This is a genomic window from Microcoleus harperi Pol14_C6 (assembly GCF_036701295.1).
In the GTDB taxonomy this organism is placed as follows: Bacteria; Cyanobacteriota; Cyanobacteriia; order Cyanobacteriales; family Microcoleaceae; genus Microcoleus.
Window position 1 is genome coordinate 35,421 of the sequence record NZ_JAUBQN010000042.1, and the last position, 20,096, is coordinate 55,516.

General features: G+C 48.7%; 7 protein-coding genes and 1 pseudogene. 3 read left to right on the forward strand and 5 right to left on the reverse strand.

Annotated elements, in window-relative coordinates:
- Nucleotides 1-25 precede the first annotated feature (25 nt).
- Nucleotides 26-1,090 (reverse strand): TIGR03032 family protein, encoded by a 1,065-nt coding sequence (locus QUA27_RS22745; protein WP_333070753.1) that lies wholly within the window; start codon nucleotides 1,088-1,090, stop codon nucleotides 26-28.
- Between the two features lie 385 nt (nucleotides 1,091-1,475).
- Between QUA27_RS22745 and QUA27_RS22750 the strand changes: the two genes are divergently transcribed.
- The 3 genes and pseudogenes from QUA27_RS22750 (at nucleotide 1,476) to QUA27_RS22760 (ending at nucleotide 12,284) form a co-directional block, all read left to right on the forward strand.
- A complete protein-coding gene (locus tag QUA27_RS22750) occupies nucleotides 1,476-1,589 on the forward strand; it encodes a sulfotransferase (protein WP_333070737.1) in 114 nt (37 codons plus the stop codon).
- 395 nt (nucleotides 1,590-1,984) lie between these two features.
- Nucleotides 1,985-2,173: pseudogene (locus QUA27_RS22755) on the forward strand (hypothetical protein); the annotation flags it as partial.
- A gap of 316 nt (nucleotides 2,174-2,489) precedes the next feature.
- Nucleotides 2,490-12,284 carry a DUF4347 domain-containing protein gene (locus QUA27_RS22760; protein ID WP_333070739.1) on the forward strand — a complete coding sequence of 3,265 codons (9,795 nt, stop codon included), beginning with the start codon at nucleotides 2,490-2,492 and terminating at the stop codon, nucleotides 12,282-12,284.
- A gap of 89 nt (nucleotides 12,285-12,373) precedes the next feature.
- Here QUA27_RS22760 and cruG read toward each other — a convergent pair whose 3' ends face one another.
- The 4 genes from cruG to QUA27_RS22780 form a co-directional block, all read right to left on the reverse strand.
- Nucleotides 12,374-13,585 carry a 2'-O-glycosyltransferase CruG gene (gene cruG, locus QUA27_RS22765; RefSeq protein WP_333070741.1) on the reverse strand — a complete coding sequence of 404 codons (1,212 nt, stop codon included), beginning with the start codon at nucleotides 13,583-13,585 and terminating at the stop codon, nucleotides 12,374-12,376.
- A gap of 250 nt (nucleotides 13,586-13,835) precedes the next feature.
- The gene (gene cruF / locus QUA27_RS22770) at nucleotides 13,836-14,777 is read right to left on the reverse strand and encodes a gamma-carotene 1'-hydroxylase CruF (RefSeq protein ID WP_333070744.1); all 942 of its coding nucleotides are present in this window, start codon (nucleotides 14,775-14,777) and stop codon (nucleotides 13,836-13,838) included.
- Between the two features lie 147 nt (nucleotides 14,778-14,924).
- Nucleotides 14,925-17,540 carry a CHAT domain-containing protein gene (locus QUA27_RS22775; protein WP_333070747.1) on the reverse strand — a complete coding sequence of 872 codons (2,616 nt, stop codon included), beginning with the start codon at nucleotides 17,538-17,540 and terminating at the stop codon, nucleotides 14,925-14,927.
- 109 nt (nucleotides 17,541-17,649) lie between these two features.
- On the reverse strand, nucleotides 17,650-20,096 hold a 2,447-nt coding region (locus QUA27_RS22780), incomplete at its 5' end, for a two-partner secretion domain-containing protein (protein WP_333070750.1).

Genomic DNA, 20,096 nt, shown 5'->3' on the forward strand with positions numbered 1-20,096 from the left:
TGTCTGAGTGCCACCGGAATTGATATTAAAGTTCCAAAGTAATTAACTGAGCAATTTCATCCGTTTGAAAACCCAAAGCCATAGGCTTTTGCACTGCCGGAATCACTTGCACGTCATAGAGTTCTGTGACAATTCCTTCAAACCGCAACCAGTGAACGATCGCCCCCGTAGTCAAATCGATCGCCATCATACCACAGCGAGGCTCAGCATCCTTGGCTGCTAACAACTCATCCAATTCTAAACCGCTAAAAGTATTGTCACCTCCCCGAGGTTTCGAGAGTCCAACAATTGCCCAATTTTGCCAAAAAGCCAGTCCTCGCACATAGCCCGGACAAAACGCAATCGCCTCAAATTTCCCTGTATCTAAATCCACATAACCGAATTCTCCTCTCCCCGAATTCAGCAGCCACAACTTGTCTTGATACCAGCGGGGTGAGTGCGGCATTGACAATCCTGTGACGATAATATCATTAGATTGAATATCAATAACTATACCGCCATTTTTTCGGCGATCGCGCCAGCCATCCACCACATCCGACTGACTCGACGCTGTGACATATTTCGCCTCCCCAGCCACCATCGCCAAACCGTTGAGGTGACAGCGGTCTTCGTTGATGTATTGTGAGATAAAACCGGGTTTCCAGAGAGGTTTGCAACTGTGGCGATCGCTCAAAGTAGCGATACAATTAAACAACGTGCTAATAAAAATGATTTGATTATTTTTATCGACTGCGATATCGTGAATGTCAATATCACCTGTAGTATAACCGATTCTTGGTATATATAATTTATCGTATCCTTGGTATAAGTTCCCGGCTTCTAAGACATTATCTAATTGCCAGAGTTGATATTTTGAACTTAAATAGATGCGTTCCGACGTGCAGAAAAGCCCCATAGCGCGATCGAATATTCGCCAAAAAGCCGATATTCTGTTAGTTTCTGGTGCAGCACCTATTAACATTAACCTGCTGGTTTGATAGGTGGTGCAAGCAAGGCTGATTTGTTGTTGGCTTAACCAAGATGGAAAATCGCGATCGCCAAAAATCTCGTGTTCGGAGACTGTATTGAAAGTAGCTTGTTCGTTATTCATAGAATCTAGAGGCATATCTTTATGTATCCACAATATAGCGCGATCGTAATTCCCTCGCCTTGCGGGTTTTATCGATCCTACTTGACCAAACTCAACATTCATCTGCGTCCATAGCACTTACATCCGCCACCCTCTGCGGTTAAAATTCCCAAGTAATTTTGTCCTCATGCCAAAGATCCGACTTTTCCGACTTTACAGAGGCAGGGCCCGAAGCAATGATAGAGATAGGGAAAGTCAACCCACTATGTCTAGATTGTAAAGATATCGTAAATCTGGATGTTGTGTGGCGAAATGTTAAATAAAAATATGCTAAAAAAAATATGTCTTTAGTATGATACATTTAGGTAGCATCTAAGTTATACACACCCATTCCCACGCGAGGCCAGTGAAAGCCCACTTCATATCAGGACTACCCCGATCGGGCTCTACTTTACTGGCTGCACTACTACGACAAAATCCCCGGTTTCACGCAGCTATGACTAGCCCCGTCGGGGGTTGAGTAGATCGAATATTGGAAGCCATGAGCGAAGATAATGAGTTTTCCGTCTTCATTTCTTCTGAACAAAAACAGGCACTGATTATGAACCTTTTTTCTGCCTATTACCACCCGTAAGCTGACAAAGAAATCATCTTCGACACCAATCGTCTTTGGTGTAGCAAATTGCCCTTAATTCGGGAACTATTTCCTGAAGCTAAAGTCATCTGCTGTGTCAGAAATATCGCCTGGATTATGGACAGCATCGAGCTACTGATTCGGCGTAACGCTTTTGATATTTCCCAGTTATTTAATAATCCAGCGGAACGGTCTACAGTCTACAGTCGCACGAGGCATTAAGTCAAGGTTCGCGTTTAGTTGGCTATGCTTATAACGCTCTTAAAGAAGCTTTTTACAGCGAACCGAGTGCATCTATTCTATTGGTAGATTACGAGCTATTAACTATAGAACCGGCTAAAACGATGTCGCTAATTTATCAATTTCTGGGCGAAGAGCATTTTGAGCATGATTTCGAGAATATTCAATATCAAGAGCCAGAATTTGATAATAAGCTCAAAACACAAGGGTTACATCAAGTGCGTGCCTAAGTCGAGTTTAAACCGAGAAAAACGATTTTACCCCCGGACTTGTTTGAGCGATTTGATAGCTTATCTTTTTGGACAGAGGCAACAAATAGTTGTGCCAGCGCTATTGTAGCGAAGCCACAGTCCGGCAGGGGTTTCAACCCCCGGCGGACTTGGCGGGCTCACAGCTTAAGTGGACACCAATTGGCACGGTGCCGTGTCCTGACTGTGGGTAATATCAATTCCAATGCCACCGGATTTGAGATTAAGCTTTGAGGCGGGGGTTTCAACCCCTGCCGGACGTAAATGTAAACGATAGATATAAAGGATTGCAGCAATTATGAATTTATCAACCCCGAACAAGCAAATTATTTTCGTTGACCCCTCTGTACAGAATTATCAAAACTTGATCGAGGGCGCAGATGCTAACGCCAAAATAGTCATTTTAGATGACAAGCGTAGTGGCTTTGAACAAATTACAAAAGCATTGGCTAGTGAAAGTGGCATTGAAGCTGTTCATGTAGTTTCTCACGGCAACCAAGGCAGTTTAAAACTCGGTGCCGAGGTACTTAATGAGAAGGATCTAGGAAATTTCAGTCAAAAGCTAAAACAGTGGGGACAAGCCCTCACCCCAAACGCCGATATTCTATTGTATGGATGCTCCATCGCCAAAGGAGAAGCCGGACTAAAATTTGTCAAACACTTCAGCGAACTAACAGGAGCCAACATCGCCGCCTCAGCCCACCCCACTGGCAGTGCCCAATTAGGCGGAGACTGGAACCTAGAAGTACAAATCGGGGATATTTCCACCCCAATAGCATTTAACGCCAACACCCTCAAAACTTACAGCGACGTGCTAGGCTTCGCCACCAAAGTTGACTTCCCCACTGGGAATGCCCCCAAATCAGTCAGCATCGGCGACTTCAACGGCGACGGCAAACCAGACTTAGCTTTAGCGAACCTTAACACCTCCATCCTGCTGAACACAACCCCCACAGGAGCCGCCACCCCCACCTTCGCCACCAAAGTTGACTTCACCACTGGGAGTAGCCCCAGCTCAGTCAGCATCGGCGACTTCAACGGCGACGGCAAACCAGACTTAGCAACGGCGAACAGTAACAGCAACACCACCTCCATCCTGCTGAACACCACCACTACAGGAGCCACCACCCCCACCTTCGCCACCAATGTTGACTTCACCACTGGGACTTACCCCAGATCAGTCAGCATCGGCGACTTCAACGGCGACGGCAAACCAGACTTAGCTGTGGCTAACAATGGCAACACCACCACCTCCATCCTGCTTAACACAACCGCTACAGGAGCCACCACCCCCACCTTCGCCACCAATGTTGACTTCACCACTGGGAGTAACCCCAAATCAGTCAGCATCGGCGACATCAACGGCGACAACAAACCAGACCTAGCAACGGCGAACCAAAGCAGCAACACCACCTCCATCCTGCTGAACACCACCGCTACAGGAGCCACCACCCCCACCTTCGCCATCAAAGTTGACTTCACTACTGGGAATATCCCCAGCTCAGTCAGCATCGGCGACTTCAACGGCGACGGCAAACCAGACTTAGCTGTGGCGAACCAAATCAGCAAAACCACCTCCATCCTGCTGAACACCACCGCTACAGGAGCCACCACCCCCACCTTCGCCACCAATGTTGACTTCCCCATTGGGGCTGAACCCATGTCAGTCAGCATCGGCGACATCAACGGCGACGGCAAACCAGACTTAGCAACGGCGAACCATCTCAACGGCATCACCTCCATCCTGCTGAACACCACCGCTACAGGTGCCACCACCCCCACCTTCGCCACCAATGTTGACTTCACCACTGGGTGGGGCCCCAATTCAGTCAGCATCGGCGACATCAACGGCGACGGCAAACCAGACCTAGCAACGGCGAACCCAAGCAGCGACACCACCTCCATCCTGCTTTCCACTACCCCCAAAGTTACTGCTGTCACCGCCACCACCCCTGACGGCAGCTACGGTGTAGGTTCTACCATCGCCATCACCGTCACCTTCGATGCCGCTGTCAACGTCACCGGCACCCCCCAACTGCAACTCGAAACCGGCACAACTGACCAGTTTGCCAACTACGCCTCTGGTAGCGGCGGTACTGTACTCACCTTCAACTATGTAGTGCAAGCCGGAGACACTTCCCTCGACTTAGAATATGCCACCACCGCCCTCACCCTCAACGGCGGCACCATTCAAGATAGTTTGACTGCGAATGCTGATTTAACCCTCCCCGCGCTAGCCACAGCCAACTCCCTCGGCGGTAGCAAAGCCATAGTTATCGATGCTCTCAACGACCAACCGGGTTTCACCGCCACCAGCCCAACCGCAGTCAATGAAGACGCTGGGGCGCAAACAGTAACAAGTTGGGCTACCTTCAACCCCGGCCCTGCCGATGAAGCCGCCCAAACGGCCACTTACACCGTCAGCAACATCGGCACCCCCGGCTTATTTGCCACACTGCCGACAGTAGACGCTTCCGGCAACCTCACCTACACGCCTGCTGCCAACGCCTTCGGCACTTCCACCTTTGATGTAAAAGTGCAAGACAGTGGCGGCACTGCTAATGGTGGCATTGATACCTCCACCCCCCAAACCTTCACCATTACCGTTAATGGCATTAACGACCAACCGGGTTTCAGCAATTCCGGCAACCAAACCCTAGCCACCTCGACAAATACCCTCCAAACCGTTGCCAACTGGGCTAGTGCCTTCAACTTCGGCCCCAACGAAGCAACCCAAGCCGTCAACGACTTTCTCGTTAACATCACCTCGGGCAACAGCTTATTCACCAGCCTGCCAGACATCGGCAACGACGGCACCCTCACCTACACCCCCAACGGCAACCCCGGCACCGCCACCGTCTCCGTGCAAGTCCAAGACAACGGCGGCACTGCCAACGGCGGCGTAGACACTTCCACAGCATCCAGCTTTACCATCAGCATCCCCCCCCCTGTCGTCAACCTCTCAGTTACTCCCACCACCGGCACCGAAGCCGGAACAACCAGCATCACCGTCACAGCCACCGCCGCCGCACCTGTAGCCGGCAACCAAACCGTTGACCTCGCCTTAACAGGAGTTGCCACCGCCGCCGACTTCACCGGCACCATTCCCACCCAAATAACCATCGCCGATGGGGCAAGCAGCGGACAAGTCACCTTCACCATTACCGACGACCAAATCACCGAAATTGACGAAACTGCCAACCTAACTATTAGCAACCCATCGGCAGGCATTCAATTAGGAACTACTACCACAGGTAGTTTCACCATCACCGACAATGACACCGCTGGATTTGATCTCCTCCCGATTAGCGGCAATACCAGCGAATTCGGTGGTATTGCCACGTTTGACATCCGCCTGAAAAGCCAACCCACAGCCGATGTCATCCTTGGCTTAACCAGCAACAACACAGCAGAAGGCACGGTTTTACCTGCTAACCTCACCTTTAATTCCACCAATTGGAACGCTTACCAAACTGCCACCATCACCGGAGTAGACGATGCGGTGGCTGACGGTGATATTGCCTACCAAATTATCACCGCCCCCGACACCACCACTGCCGACACCAACTATAACAATCTCAACCCAGCAGATGTCACTGTCACCAACACAGACAACGATATCCCTGGCGTTACCCTCACTCAATCTGCTGGCAGTACCGAAGTAACAGAAGGGGGAATTACAGATACTTATACCCTACAATTGAACACCCTCCCCACCAGCAATGTTGACGTTACCGTGACGGCGGATGCTCAAGCACAGGTTAGCCTAGATGGAACTAATTTTGCTGCCACGCAACTTCTAACCTTCACAAATGTTAATGGCCAAACTCCTCAAACTGTCACCGTTCGTGCTGTTGATGACACCCTACCGGAAAACAACCATACAGGTGCACTAACCCACGCAATTACCAACAGTACCGATCCCAATTATCCAACAACATTGGCGATCGGGCCTGTTAATCCACAGATTACCGATAACGATATTAATTACAGCATCGTCGGCAGTACCGCCACAGTGACTGAGGGAGATAGCGGTACTCAAGTGGTAAGTTTCACCATTACCCGCACCGGAGAAACCAACCAAAGTAGCAGCATTGATTTTAGTTTTGGGGGAACAGCAACCAATGCCGTAGATTACAATAACGCCAATGTTACCGGAACCGGAGTCACTGCTACTGGTAGTACAGTTACTTTTGCTGCCAATGCTACCATAGCAACAATCGCAGTGCCCGTTGTGGGCGATCGAATTACCGAACCTAACGAAACTCTAGCACTCACTCTGAGCAACGCCACAGCCCCAGGAACTGCTAACATTATTGGTTCTCCAGTTACAACTACCATTCAAGACGATGATACTGCGGGAATTTCTATCACTCCCACCAGCGGATTAACAACGACAGAAGCAGGGGGGACGGCTACTTTTACAGTAGTTCTAGATAGCCAGCCTACAGCCGATGTGACTATTGGGATGACTTCCGATAAAACGGCTGAAGGGACTGTAGATAAACCGAGTTTAACTTTTACATCGGCTAACTGGAATACTCCCCAAACCGTCACAGTTACGGGAGTAGATGACTTTGTAGTAGATGGGAACGCTGCTTACAACATTATCACCGCTGCGGCTACCAGTACCGATACTAATTACAGTGGTGTTAATGCTTCAGATGTCGCAGTTACTAATACTGATAATGACACCCAAGGCATTACCGTCACTCCCACCAGTGGTTTAACAACGACAGAAGCGGGGGGAACTGCTACTTTTACGGTAGTTCTAAATAGCCAGCCTACAGCAGATGTGTCGATCGGGACGACATCGGATAAAACGGCTGAAGGTACTGTAGATAAACCGAGTTTAAGTTTCACTCCGGCAAACTGGAATACTCCCCAAACCGTCACTGTTACCGGAGTAGATGAATCAGTAGTAGATGGGAACGCTGCCTACAACATTGTCACCGCACCCGCTACCAGTACCGATACTATTTACAGCGGTGTTGATGCTTCAGATGTCGCAGTTACTAATACTGACAACGACACCAAAGGTATTACCGTCACTCCCACCAGTGGATTAACAACGACTGAAACAGGGGGAACTGCTAATTTTACGGTAGTTCTAAATAGCCAGCCTACAGCAGATGTCACTATTGGGACGACTTCCAATAAAACGGCTGAAGGTACTGTAAATAAACCGAGTTTAAGTTTCACTCCGGCAAACTGGAATACTCCCCAAACCGTCACTGTCACCGGAGTAGATGACTTAGTAGTAGATGGGAATGTGGCCTACAACATTGTCACCGCACCCGCTACCAGTACCGATACTATTTACAGCGGTGTTAATGCCAACGATGTCGCAGTTACTAATACTGATAATGACACCCAAGGCATTACTGTCACTCCCATCACTGGATTAACAACGACAGAAGCAGGGGGGACGGCTACTTTTACGGTAGTTCTAAATAGCCAGCCTACAGCAGATGTCACTATTGGGACGACATCGGATAACATGGCTGAAGGTACTGTAAATAAACCGAGTTTAACTTTCACTCCGGCTAACTGGAATACTCCCCAAACCGTCACTATCACCGGAAGAAATGACCGTGTAGTAGATGGGAATGTGGCATACAACATTGTCACCGCTGCTGCTACCAGTACCGATACTAATTACAGCGGTGTTGATGCTTCAGATGTCGCAGTTACTAATACTGACAACGACACCAAAGGTATTATCGTCACTCCCACCAGTGGTTTAACAACGACGGAAGCGGGGGGAACTGCTACTTTTACGGTAGTTCTAAATAGCCAGCCTACAGCAGATGTCACTATTGGGACGACTTCCAATAGAATGGCTGAAGGTACTGTAAATAAACCGAGTTTAACTTTCACGTCGGCAAACTGGAATATTCCCCAAACCGTCACTGTTACCGGAGTAGATGACTTAGTAGTAGATAGGAACACTGCCTACAACATTGTCACCGCACCCGCTACCAGTACCGATACTATTTACAGCGGTGTTGATGCTTCAGATGTCGCAGTTACTAATACTGACAATGACACCGCGCCTCCTGATATCAGCGCTCTTTATTTAGGCTTCAACAAGCTGCAACAGTCCCTGACCAACAATCTGGCGGCTCAAATCCCGGTGGTGGGTGATAAACTCAACGCCATTGCCCCTGATTTTCTAAACAGTATTAATAGCAGGCTAATCACCGACCTGCAAGCCACGCCAAACTTGGATAAGGTGAAGTTTCAAGATACTATCAAGACTTCTCTTGGCAAAGACTTCCCCAACCTGAAAATTACGGGTTCAGTTGGGGCAAACGGAGAAGCTAAAGTTCTGGTTAACCTGAGCAAAGAGTACACCAAAACGCTGACACTCGATGCCAATTTGGGGCTGCCGGCGCTGGGATTAAATACTCAGGGGAATGCCAACGCCACATTCAAGTACGGATTGGACTTGGGATTGGTTCTGAATCAGAATGGCATCTTCTTTGATACAACCAATACAAAGCTTGCCCTCGGTGCTGAAGTAGGCTTAGCCAATAATTTTACGGGCAAAGCCAATCTGGGTTTCTTCCAACTCGATCTGGCAAACAACGGCGCTAACCCGACTAAAATTAGGGGTGATTTTAATGCCTCCCTGAAAGATTTAACCCCCGCCCAAGGAGGGATCAATGACGGGCGGCTGACCTTCAATGAACTGAGTATTGGCAAACTCTCCGACTTGATTGGTACGAGTTTAGACACCAAAGCCAACCTCGGCCTGAGTGCAAAAACCAGCGTTAATGGCAGTGCTGCGATTCCGTCCTTCAACTTTGACCTCAACGCAGCTTTCCCGGTGCTGAAATACGAAAACGATAAGTGGAGCGGCCCCAAAAAACCCAGTGTTCAATTCAAGAATATGCAGCTTGACTTGGGGAGTTTTGTCACGAATTTGGCGAAACCTGTTATTACCAAAGTCAATGAAGTTGTTAAGCCAGCTAGTCCTATCATTAATGCACTCAACAGCGATATTAAACCGCTGTCTGAATTCAATGCTATCAGGAGTTTGTTTGACCAAAACGGTGATGGCAAGGTCACGCTGGTCGAAGCAGGTGCCAAGTTGGCAGGCAAAAAAATTGATACTCAATTCCTAGATGGCCTTCAGTCTATCGGCAAGGCTAGTGATTTACTCAAAGATATTTCCTCTAAAGATAGCAACATTGCTATAGACCTGGGTGACTATGCGATAGATTTCGACGCCACCAATCCCACGGCTGATACCAAAACTGCTAAGACAACTAAAACCAAAACAGCGCCATCTCCTACTGACCAAGCTAAATCGAAGTCCAAGGGCAAGACTCAAGAGTTGCTGACGCTCTTTCAAAAGATGCCTGGGCTGAGTTTTCCTATCTTGAGCGATCCTCAAGCTGCCATCGACTTGCTGATGGGTAAACCGGATGTCACCCTGTTCGCCTATAAAGTGCCGAAGCTAGACTTTAAGTTCACAATTGACCAAACGTTTCCTATCTACTCAATTCCCGTTGTAAATGTAGGTGTAAACGGCAAGTTAGAAGGAAACTTTGAAGCTAAAGCTAACTTTGGGTTCGGCTTTGATACTTCTGGACTTTCTCAATGGAAACAATCTGGCTTTAAGGCCTCAGATGCCTCTAAAGTTCTCGATGGCTTCTACGTGAGCGATCGCCAAAATGCGGATGGTACGGGGCCGGACGTTAATGAACTCAAGCTCAAAGCTAGTATTAAGGCTGGGGGCGGGGTTGATGCTAAAGTGGCAAGAGCTTATCTGACGGGCGGAATTGAGGCGAATGCTAAGTTTGACTTGCTCGATGTCGGTGAAGACCAAAGCAAGGGCACTAGCGGCGATGGCAAAATTCGTGCCTCAGAAATTACTTCCCGCATCAGCAACCCGCTGAGCCTGTTTGAAATCAATGGTGATGTCAAAGCCGCCCTAGATTTTAAGGCTGAGTATTACAGGCCCTTTAGCTGGAAAACAGCTTACGAGAAACGCCTTGGTGAAATGAAACTGGCCGATTTCCGGGTGGGAACTGGTTCGACCCGCAAGAGTCGGGCCATTGACGGTTACATAACGGGTGGGCAAGTCTTCTTTGATGCCAACTTCAATGGGGTGCAAGATGATAATGAACCCTTCGCCTTTACTAACCCGGATGGCAGCTTCGACCTCACAATAGAACTAGAAAAGTTTGACAAAAATCAGGATGGCAACATCGACTATACCGAAGGCAAAATTATTATGGCCAACGGGATAGATATCTCGACCTATTTGCCTCTAGACACTCCGTTGTCTTCTACTCCAGAATCGACAGTGGTAACTCCTTTAACAACGGTTATCGCTGCGTTAGCCCAGCAAGGAACTAACCCTGAAACGGCCCAAACTCAGGTGAAATTGGCTCTGGGATTGCCGTCAGGAGTTGACTTGGGCAGCTACGATCCTCTGGAGGCGATCGCCAATGGTGACGCGAATGGTGTATCGGTGTTTGGCTCGATGATTCAGGTGCAAAACACCATTGTCCAAGTGGCGAAATTCATTGATGGAGTTTCCTCTTCGTCGCTGACGCTAGGGAATGTTGTAACAGGAACGATTGCCGAGACCCTCAAAGCTGGCACTCCGGTTGACTTGAGCAAGGTAGAGACAATTCAGGCAATTCTACAGGGTGCGATCGCTGCGGCTGCCACGCAAGACAGCAATCTCAACACAGAGCCGTTAGCCAGGGTCGCCTCGGCTGCTGCACAAGTAATGGCCCTGGGCAATCAACTCATTCAGGAACTCGTCGCTAGCGGTCGCCCATTAAGTGAGATCGCCACGGAAATTACCAAATTGCAGCCAGTATCAGTTGGTCAAATCGCAGTCGGACTGGCGGAATTGGCAGCGGGAACCAAGACTATCGAGCAGTTCCTCGCCGACAACACCAAAGAAAAGATCCTGGAGAAGATGGGACAAGTGAGTGTGAATGACCCCACCGTTCGCCCCACCTTCGAGACGATTGACCCCAAAGACCTGCTCGTTCCTTTGGAACCTACCTCTAGCGAACTCGGCACCGGAATCGCCACCGAAACCCCAACAGCGATCGATCCGGCCCCATCAGGAACCCCGACACCATCAGGAACCCCGACACCATCAGGAACCTCGACACCATCGGAAACACCAACTCCCACGCCAATAACTAATAACCTCTCAGGCGATGACTGCATCTGCGACCAAATTACCTATCCCAACTTAAACCGACCCAACTCTGTTGAAAACACCATCCTCGGCGCATCCGGCCTTCAAATAGGCACTGCCCAAAACGATGAATTACTAGGTAGCAATGCTGCCAACATATTCGAGGGCAAATCCGGGGATGACAACTTATACGGTGGCGCCGATAATGACATTATTAATGGCAACCAAGGCAATGACTTCATCGCCGGAGGCAAAGATGAAGATACTCTCTACGGAGATGAAGGAAGCGACATCATCCTTGGCGAGTCTGGTAACGATTTAATCTTTGGAGGCAAAGGCAATGACTTCTTACATGGTCGCGAAGGTATGGACATCCTTTATGGCAACAAAGATGATGACTTCATCGATGGTGGCAAGGATAATGACACCTTATATGGAGGCAAAGGTAATGACACCTTGCTTGGCAGTCAAGGTGATGACAATCTGTTTGGACAGCAGGGAAATGATATTATCTGCGGCGGTGAAGGCAATGACTTAATCAACGGTGATGAAGGAGCAGATATCCTGGGAGGGTGTGCCGGAAATGATACTCTTTACGGAGACCTAGATAACGATACTCTCACTGGTGGGAAAGGAGCCGATATCCTTGATGGAGGCATGGGCAATGATAGTTTGATTGGCGGTAGTGGCAACGATATCTTTGCCTTAAAAGCCGGTCAAGGATTTGATATAATAGCTGATTTTACCGTCGGTCAAGATTTGATTGGATTAGGTGGTGGTTTGAGTTTTGGACAGTTAGAAATAACTCAAAACACTCAGGGAACTATCATCAAAAACCTCTTGACAGGGGAGCAGTTAGGTGTGATGGTTGGAGTGAGTGCGAATGCGATTACATCTGCTAATTTCCGGCTGATTTAGGGAAAGAAGGAAAAGTACGATCGCCCATTCGATACAAAAGGGCGATCGCACTTCTACCAATTTTAAAAGAACTAGCAAAAATTTAATGATTATTCATACTTCCTGCCGCGCCACTGAGTAGGCTGATTCAACGCAGAAATTAGAATTCGCAAAAACGCCAACGGATCGGCTAAAGGTGACAGCCAAAACAGCCATTTACCGGATGCCCCAGTTGTATCGTAGGAAGGTGCGATCGCCAAACACAAAGCCGATCGCACCGCAACCAAAAATACATTCAATCCCAACAGCCAAAAGTGCGGAAAGACACCAACCGGCGGCAACGAACCAAACAGCAAATAGGACAACACAATCGGCGCCGGCAAACCTTGAACCGCCAGCAACAGCCACAAATCGCCCCAAATTTGACCGCCAGAAGCAGCATCTTTCAAATCGAGCGATCGACCCCATTCATTCCAAGTCTCGATCGCCCCCTCATACATCCGCACCTTCAACACTTTTGCCCCATCCAAAAAGCCCACCTTAAAGCCCTTAGCAGCCGCATAGCGAGCCAGAGTCACATCATCGCAAAACGAACCCCTCGCGACTTCATAGCCCCCTAATGCCACCAAAACATCGCGCTTACACAAGAAACACTGACCGTTCGCCATCACCCGTTCCGGCACATCCCCACCAGTCCCCGTCGGCCCGAACCGATAAACCAAAGTCATTAACAAAGCAGGTTGCAGCCACAACTCCCCCGGATACTTGAGGATAAACTGCGGCGACAGCGAAATCAAATCGTAATTTCCAGCTTTCGCTGTTTTGAGTAAACTCGCAATCAAACCCGGATGCGGCACAGTATCGGCATCGATGCCCAAAATCCACTCGCACTTCTCGGAACTTGCCAAAAAACCCGCATTCAGCGCCCAGGGACGCCCTACCCAACCCGCCGGCAGCGGATCGTCGTTTATCAAGCGAAACCGTGGGTCTTTTTGTGCGGCTGCTTTGACTAAATCTCCGGTTCCGTCTACTGAATAGCTGTCAACCACGATCGCTTCTCGGAGTTCGTAACTTTGGCGGCTTAATCCTTCCAAACAAGGCGAAATGCGATCGGCTTCGTTCAAAGTTGGTACTACCGCAGTACAAGCGCCCAACAAATCCAACGTCGGCGCATCGGGTTCCAGGGGTGGGATGCGCGATGGGCCTTTAATTAAGCGCGACATCAGAATGGCTGCAGCGGGCAATTGCAGCAGCAGGAATGCGACAGCGATGATACTTGTCAGCGGTTGGGAGAACAGGTGAGGGGCGATCGGCAAAACCATATTATTAAAGAATTGAAGAATTGGGAATGACTGACTGGATATGGGTGGGCAGCTTATTTACAGTTCATTTTTTTGTAAGTAGTATCAATTTAAAAATTTAATAAAATTTTGACCTCAAACATATTACAGGAATTGCGAATGAAAAAATCGCCGCTGAAAAACCCGGTTTCTTGTAGAAACCGGGTTTTTAAACTAGCTCAAAATTTAGTGTAAATTTTTGCTAAATCAGCCGCAGTTACTTGCTAGTAACTCACTTACGCAAAACGCCCACGGGTTGAGGTGGAATTTCAGCCGCGATCGCAGATGTCTCCAAAGACGGCATTGTTTCGGTTACGTCACCTGCTGCGGGTTTAGCGATCCAGCTTAACGCGATCGCCGGAACTACGCCCAGAAGCACCGCTAGCGATGTCGGGAACCAGAACCGAGAATCCAACGAAGTTACAGTGATAATTGCTCCGAAAGCAAAGTTTACCAAATAAACAATTAAGGGCAAACCCAATTCCGATCGCTCTAATTTAATCGGGGTTTTTCTCCACAAGAAAGCTGCTACAGACATAAATAGCGCCCCCGTACCCATCCAGCCGGCTAAATTGCGGTAAGGCATCCCAAAGAAAGCCCCAAGTTCCTCAAACTCCCAAAAAGGCACAGAAGTTTGACTCATCGCCGGATCTAGTACAAAATCCCAAGCTGTTAGCAGCAAAGCACCAAGGGCGATCGCCCCTACTTGGCGCACCCAGTTGAGTTCACTTTTACCGCCAGCTACTCCAGCGCGAGCAATTACATAGGAAACCAGTCCCAGATAAAACCACGAAAGGGGAATTGTAAACGGAACCAGCCCTGCAATTTTGTAACCCAAACCGCTCAAATAGTGGTAGTGGCCGAAGGGAAAACCCGTACTCGTTCCCAACAACTCGCTACTCAAGGACAAAAACACAGAAGGCACTAAAAAAGCCAGAGTTGCACCCAAACCCAACGTCCGCAAGGCATAGAGAGCAACCGCTGCAGCACCAAAGATGATATAAACTACTCCACCCCCAGCCATCCCCCACTGGAATAGCGTTTGCCCTGCTGGTGGCAAACTCATCACCAATTCGGGACGGGGTAAAATCAGCAGCAACCCTGCCAATCCAAAAGCCATTGACAAGACGTGGGCAATCAGGCAAAAGCGCTCAGCAATCAAAAGTTGCTTCATGGGACTCCTCGAAAAAATATTAGATGCAGAAAGCACTCTTAACAGTTTACAAACTTTAACAAAAAACCAACTGCATTTGAGTCAGTTGTCAGTTGTCTGTTGACTGCAAGCCCGATGCCCCATTCCCGATGCCCCATTCCCCTTAAATTACTGCCAATTGCCCACTAGCACGAAAGGTGCCCAGAAATACGGGTTCTGATACTGTTGGTTTTTCAGCAGCGTTAATTGAGCGTTGCGGAGGGCTTCAGCTTTGCTGGTTTTAGAAGAAGCAAGCTGCCGGTAAAACTCAGTCATAAAGATAGCTGTAGATTCGTCGTTGACTTGCCAAAGGGTGGCGGCGGTGCTGCGGGCACCCGATCGAATTGCGGCCCCGGCCAAACCCAAAGCCGCGCGGTTATCGCCCGAAGCAGTTTCGCAAGCACTCAAAACCAAAAGTTCTATCGCCTGTTGTTTCTCACCAGTGCGGGCTCGCAGCAGTCGATCGAATTCCTTAACATTCACTTTCTGATCCCAAGTCACAATAAAAGTATCCGCCGCGTTCGAGCTAAACTGACCGTGAGTTGCCAAATGGACGATCGGGTAAGACACCGCTTTAATTCGATCTTGCAACCGCCCGCTGACAAAATCTTCATTCAGCAGCGAACTCGCCGGCATCTCGGCTGCAATTTGTTCAACTTCCTCCTTCACCCCCGGCAAAGCCGAGAAGCCTTGACGCGCTTCCGAGAGGGCAGCGGTGAGCACTTTTAACTTGACTTTGTTCAGCGGTTTCGGTGCTAGCAGTTGCAATCCCGGCGCCAAAGCAATACTGTATTTTTCTACCAAAAACTTTTCACCGTCGTGGAGCACGGCCATCGGCAGATTTCGCAAATAACCGTCGAGCACAAATACCAGGGTTTTAATCCCGCTAGCAGTCAAATCCGCTTCCGCAGGGCGGATTAACCAGTCATAAACCTGTTCAACGGGTCGCCTCCTGTCGCGGGGGAAAGCAGCAGGCCGGATGACATTTTTGGCTTGTCTGAAGGCAGTTTCCAACTCGGTTTGAGACTTCTTCGTAGCGTAGCGGCGGAGGGGTTTGCCGGGAATTGACAGAATTACCTCCAAACGATCGCTCAAAATAATCGGATAAATCACCGCCGCCGTCGGATCGATTTCCTCGATCGACTTTGGTTTAGCATCAGCGCAAGCATCCCGAAAAAAGTTGTCCAATTCCGCCAACTGCAAAGATTCCACCGTTTGGCGCGCCAGTTTCAATTTAGCTTGACTGGGAGATTCCTCTTGCAAAAGCAGCCCGACTAATTCCCGATAAACTGGTTCGGCACTTTCCCGAAACGAAAATTGGACTTCGGGATTGACTGTCACCAAATCGCCCCGCAAAGAAGACAGTACATTCACAGCTTGAGTATATTGAACGATCGCCCCTTCTGTATTTCCCTGAGCTTTCTCAATCCGTCCCAGTTGCCAAAACAATTGGTAAGCAATATCGGGAGATTGAAACGTCGGTGCTAAACTCAAAGCCTCAGTTGTGAGATTTGCCGCTTTCTGATACTGCTGTTGGATTTCCGATAGTTTGCCTTTAGCTGCCAGAATATAAGCTTGTATTCGTTTGTCGCCCAAACTGTTTGCTGGTTCGACAGAGCGATCGAGCATTGTGTCAATCTCCCTTAAACTCAAAGTTTTCGCAGGCGACTGAGCTAATTTCATCAAGCTTTGAGCTAGATTAATTTGAGCGTAAAGTCCGGCGCGATTCGACCCAAATTGAGCGACTTGAGGTTCGATGGAACGCCACAAAACCTCTGCCTTAGACCAATCTTGGCTATCGACCAACAAACTCAATTGGTTTAACTTTGCCTGAATTTGTAAAAGTGAGCGCTCCGGCATCGCCTGGGCAGATCGAGCATAATACTCTAGGGCAAAGCGTTCCCAATCAGCCCGCTGTTCGGGTGTCAAACCCGGTTTATTGCTTTTAGCCCGTACCGTATTGCCCAGATTGAGATAAATTGCAGCCTCCTCTGGTCGGGAACCTAATTTTTGGGCTGCTTCGAGTCCAACCGACAGCAAATCCTGCGATCGTTCCAGTTGCCCCAAAACCCGCAGCACCCGCCCTAAAGCATGAATTGCCCGGACTTGTTCGAGAGAAACTGGCTGATTTTTCAAAGTTTCCAAACTCGCCGTCGAAATTTCGCAAGTTTGGTTTTCCAGCTTGAAAGAAGCTAACAGCATTTTGCAAGCTCTGGGGTAAAGTCCAAGAATTTCCCAAGCCCGACTTTGATTAATTTGAACTTGAACAAGTTGGGGTTTTCTATCAATTTGCTCAAAAATTTTAGCAGCTTGCGTCCAAATATCGATCGCATCTTGAGTCTGACCACGTTCGAGCTGCAACTGTCCTTGAATGTTGAGAGTTTCAGCCAAAATCCGCTGCTGTTCGGGAGTTTTTGCCTGTGTTCGCACAACGGACAAACTCGAATTTACAGCTTTTTCTGCTTCTTCCCAAAGCGCCAACTGCCCATAGGTTGCAGCTAAATTGCTCAAAGCTGTGGCGCGATCGAGATTTTCGCCTTTTGCCTCAAACTGCGCTGCCGCTTGCTGCAACAGCGGTACAGCGTCCGAAAAACGTTCCTCTTGGTAAAGAGTTCGAGCTTGCCGGACAAGCTGCACCGCTGGTGGTGGATTAACCTGAGCAACTCCGGGAGGAATCGCAACTGCTAGCAGACAGGAAATCACAAATAACAGAATTACTTGCCGGAGCGATCGGGTAAACTTCATATTTAAAAAATAAAATTACAGCGGCAGCCACACATACTAACTAACCCAAATCCATCTTATTCTTTATCTGCGTTAATCAGCCTACATCTGCAGATAAAAAAAACCAATTTCAACGCGGCACACAACCAGAATTCTGCCGAGGATTGCGAGAGTCAGCAGCATTACCCGGATTATATCCAACAAGAGTTACCTCCCCTTTCGCATTCACCACCCAACCTTGCGCCGGAACAACTTCCTCTTGCCGAATGCCTTTTTCCCTCGAACCTCTTCCCCCCTCGATCTCAATCCCTTCTTCTTGATTCCCTCTTCGTGCCTCTCCCACCCACGGCAACGGCGCTGCCGCACTGCTGAGAACATCATTAGGACTTGGTGGCACTCCTCCTTTCCCAGTGATGGTAAACTCGCTCTCTGCCCTTCTGATGCAGGGATTTGCTGCAATTAACGCAGCGGAATCGACCACATTTTGCGGCAGTTCCACTAAACCTTGAGCGGGATTCACCCCAGAAGAACTAAATGTTACAGTACCTTGCAAAGCCGGGCCGCTACTTTGGGAAATCGCCGCAATATCGCTGGTAGGAATTAAAGATGTAGGACTTACTTGCAACGCTGCAAATTGAGCATCTGTTAATCCCAAAGTCGCTCGAACCTGTTCGCGAGTGACTGACGTAAACCCAAAAACATTGGGGACATTAATATTAACGCGACCACCTTGGGCCGATCGCGCATTAGCAGTAATATCGCTATTTTCGTTGGGGAGAGTCACCAGAATATCGCTTTTAATGTTGATATTGCCACCATCTGACATACTTGCATCAGTTGTAATTCTGCTGCCTCGGCGCAACTGAATATCCCGTGCTTCGAGGTTAATATTGGCTCCTGCACCGGATTCAGTTCTACCGTCAATGCTGCTTTGATTGTCAAGGGAAATTGCATCTGCTTTCACGTTAATGTTACCAGCCCGTGCTGAACCCAAAGCTTGCAGATTAAGTGTTCCCCCATTGCGAAGAATCAATTCCCCGACATTTAGATTCAACGAACCTCCGTTAGCGGTAGCATTGGGATTTCTAACGCGAGATGCAATCCCAACGGAAGTTTGAATTTGACTGTTAAATTCACCTTGACCCCCATTACCAATAACCTCTACACGCCCCGCATCAATAGTAATGCTTCCGGCATCTCCTTTGCCTAAAGATGCAGTAGAAATAAGTCCCCCATCCCGGAGAATTACTAAAGGTGTAGAAATGTTCATACTCCCTCCCCGAGCAGCAGAGTTCGTATCAGCGGAGATGAAACTAGGATTCCGACTGCCATTCGCCAAAACTCCAGAAATACCCTCTAGTCTGACTGACTCCGTAGCTTTAATTGTTAAATTACCTCCTGGCCCCCCAGTTGTATTCAAGGGTTGGTTGCCCACAACGGATCCGCTAGATAAACTAATTCCGCCCCCTTCAGAGATCCTCAACCGCTTCGTGTCAATATTAATGTCTCCGGCTTTCCCATTAATGCTGATTGCGGTTGCACCAATCAAGGTTGCTACGGGACTTCGAGCCGGAGTCCGCAGCACTTCTACTGATTCCGAAGCTTTAATGTTGATATTCCCCGATGGTGCTTCACTGCGAGTGGTGCTGACGATCGCACTGCCATCGCGTATGATAAAACGTTCTCCCTCAAAGCTGATATTTCCTCCCGTACCCGTACTCCCCGCGAGTGTGCCGGTGTTGATCCCTGAACCTACCAGATCGAAAACCCTGGCACGGAGGGTCATATTTCCGGCGTTGCCAGCACCTAATGTAGCGCTACCCGATACGGTTCCATTGTCGATCAGCAGTTGTCCCGTATCGATTAAGATGTTTCCCGCATCTCCCATGCCAGCAGTGCTAGTTTCCAGCAGAATCTGTGGGTCAAAAGGGTTGATTCCTCCAGAGATTGTATAATTTTTGACAAAGTTTTGAAAGCTCTCAAATCCAATCCCGATCAGTTCTACTGAATCGGTAGCGCGGATATTGATAGCGCCTCCAGCGCCACTTCCGGCTGTCAGCGTGGAAATTTGCGCCCCACCTTCGGCCCGTAAATTTTGGGCGTTAATGTCGATGCCCCTACCATCGATATTTCCCAAAGTCAGTGCATAAATCCTGCCATTTTTGAGGTTGACATTTCCACCTCGAATATCGACTTTGCCGCCACCGATTCCACTGGTATTGAGCGCTGAGCCGTTGGTTATTTCAATATTACCCAAGTTGGAAATCTTGTCATAGTTTAAACTTAATCCCAAGGGCGTTGTCCCCAATCCAACTATCCCCGGACTAGCAACGCTACCCAGCAAAATTTGTCCGGTAGATGCAGTGACACTTCCCTGATTTAATTCAATATCTCCCCCCACTAAGGCGATAGTTTGTCCGGGAGCAACTGCTAAGCCCATGTTATTGAAAATCGGCGGAATCTTTGGGGGTAATTGTGGTAAATTCAAGGCGGGCGCTGTTGAATTGTTAATGATTTTTCCGGGATTTTCTCGAAAGTTTAAACCGATTGGTATATTGACATTTAACAGCGGTACTG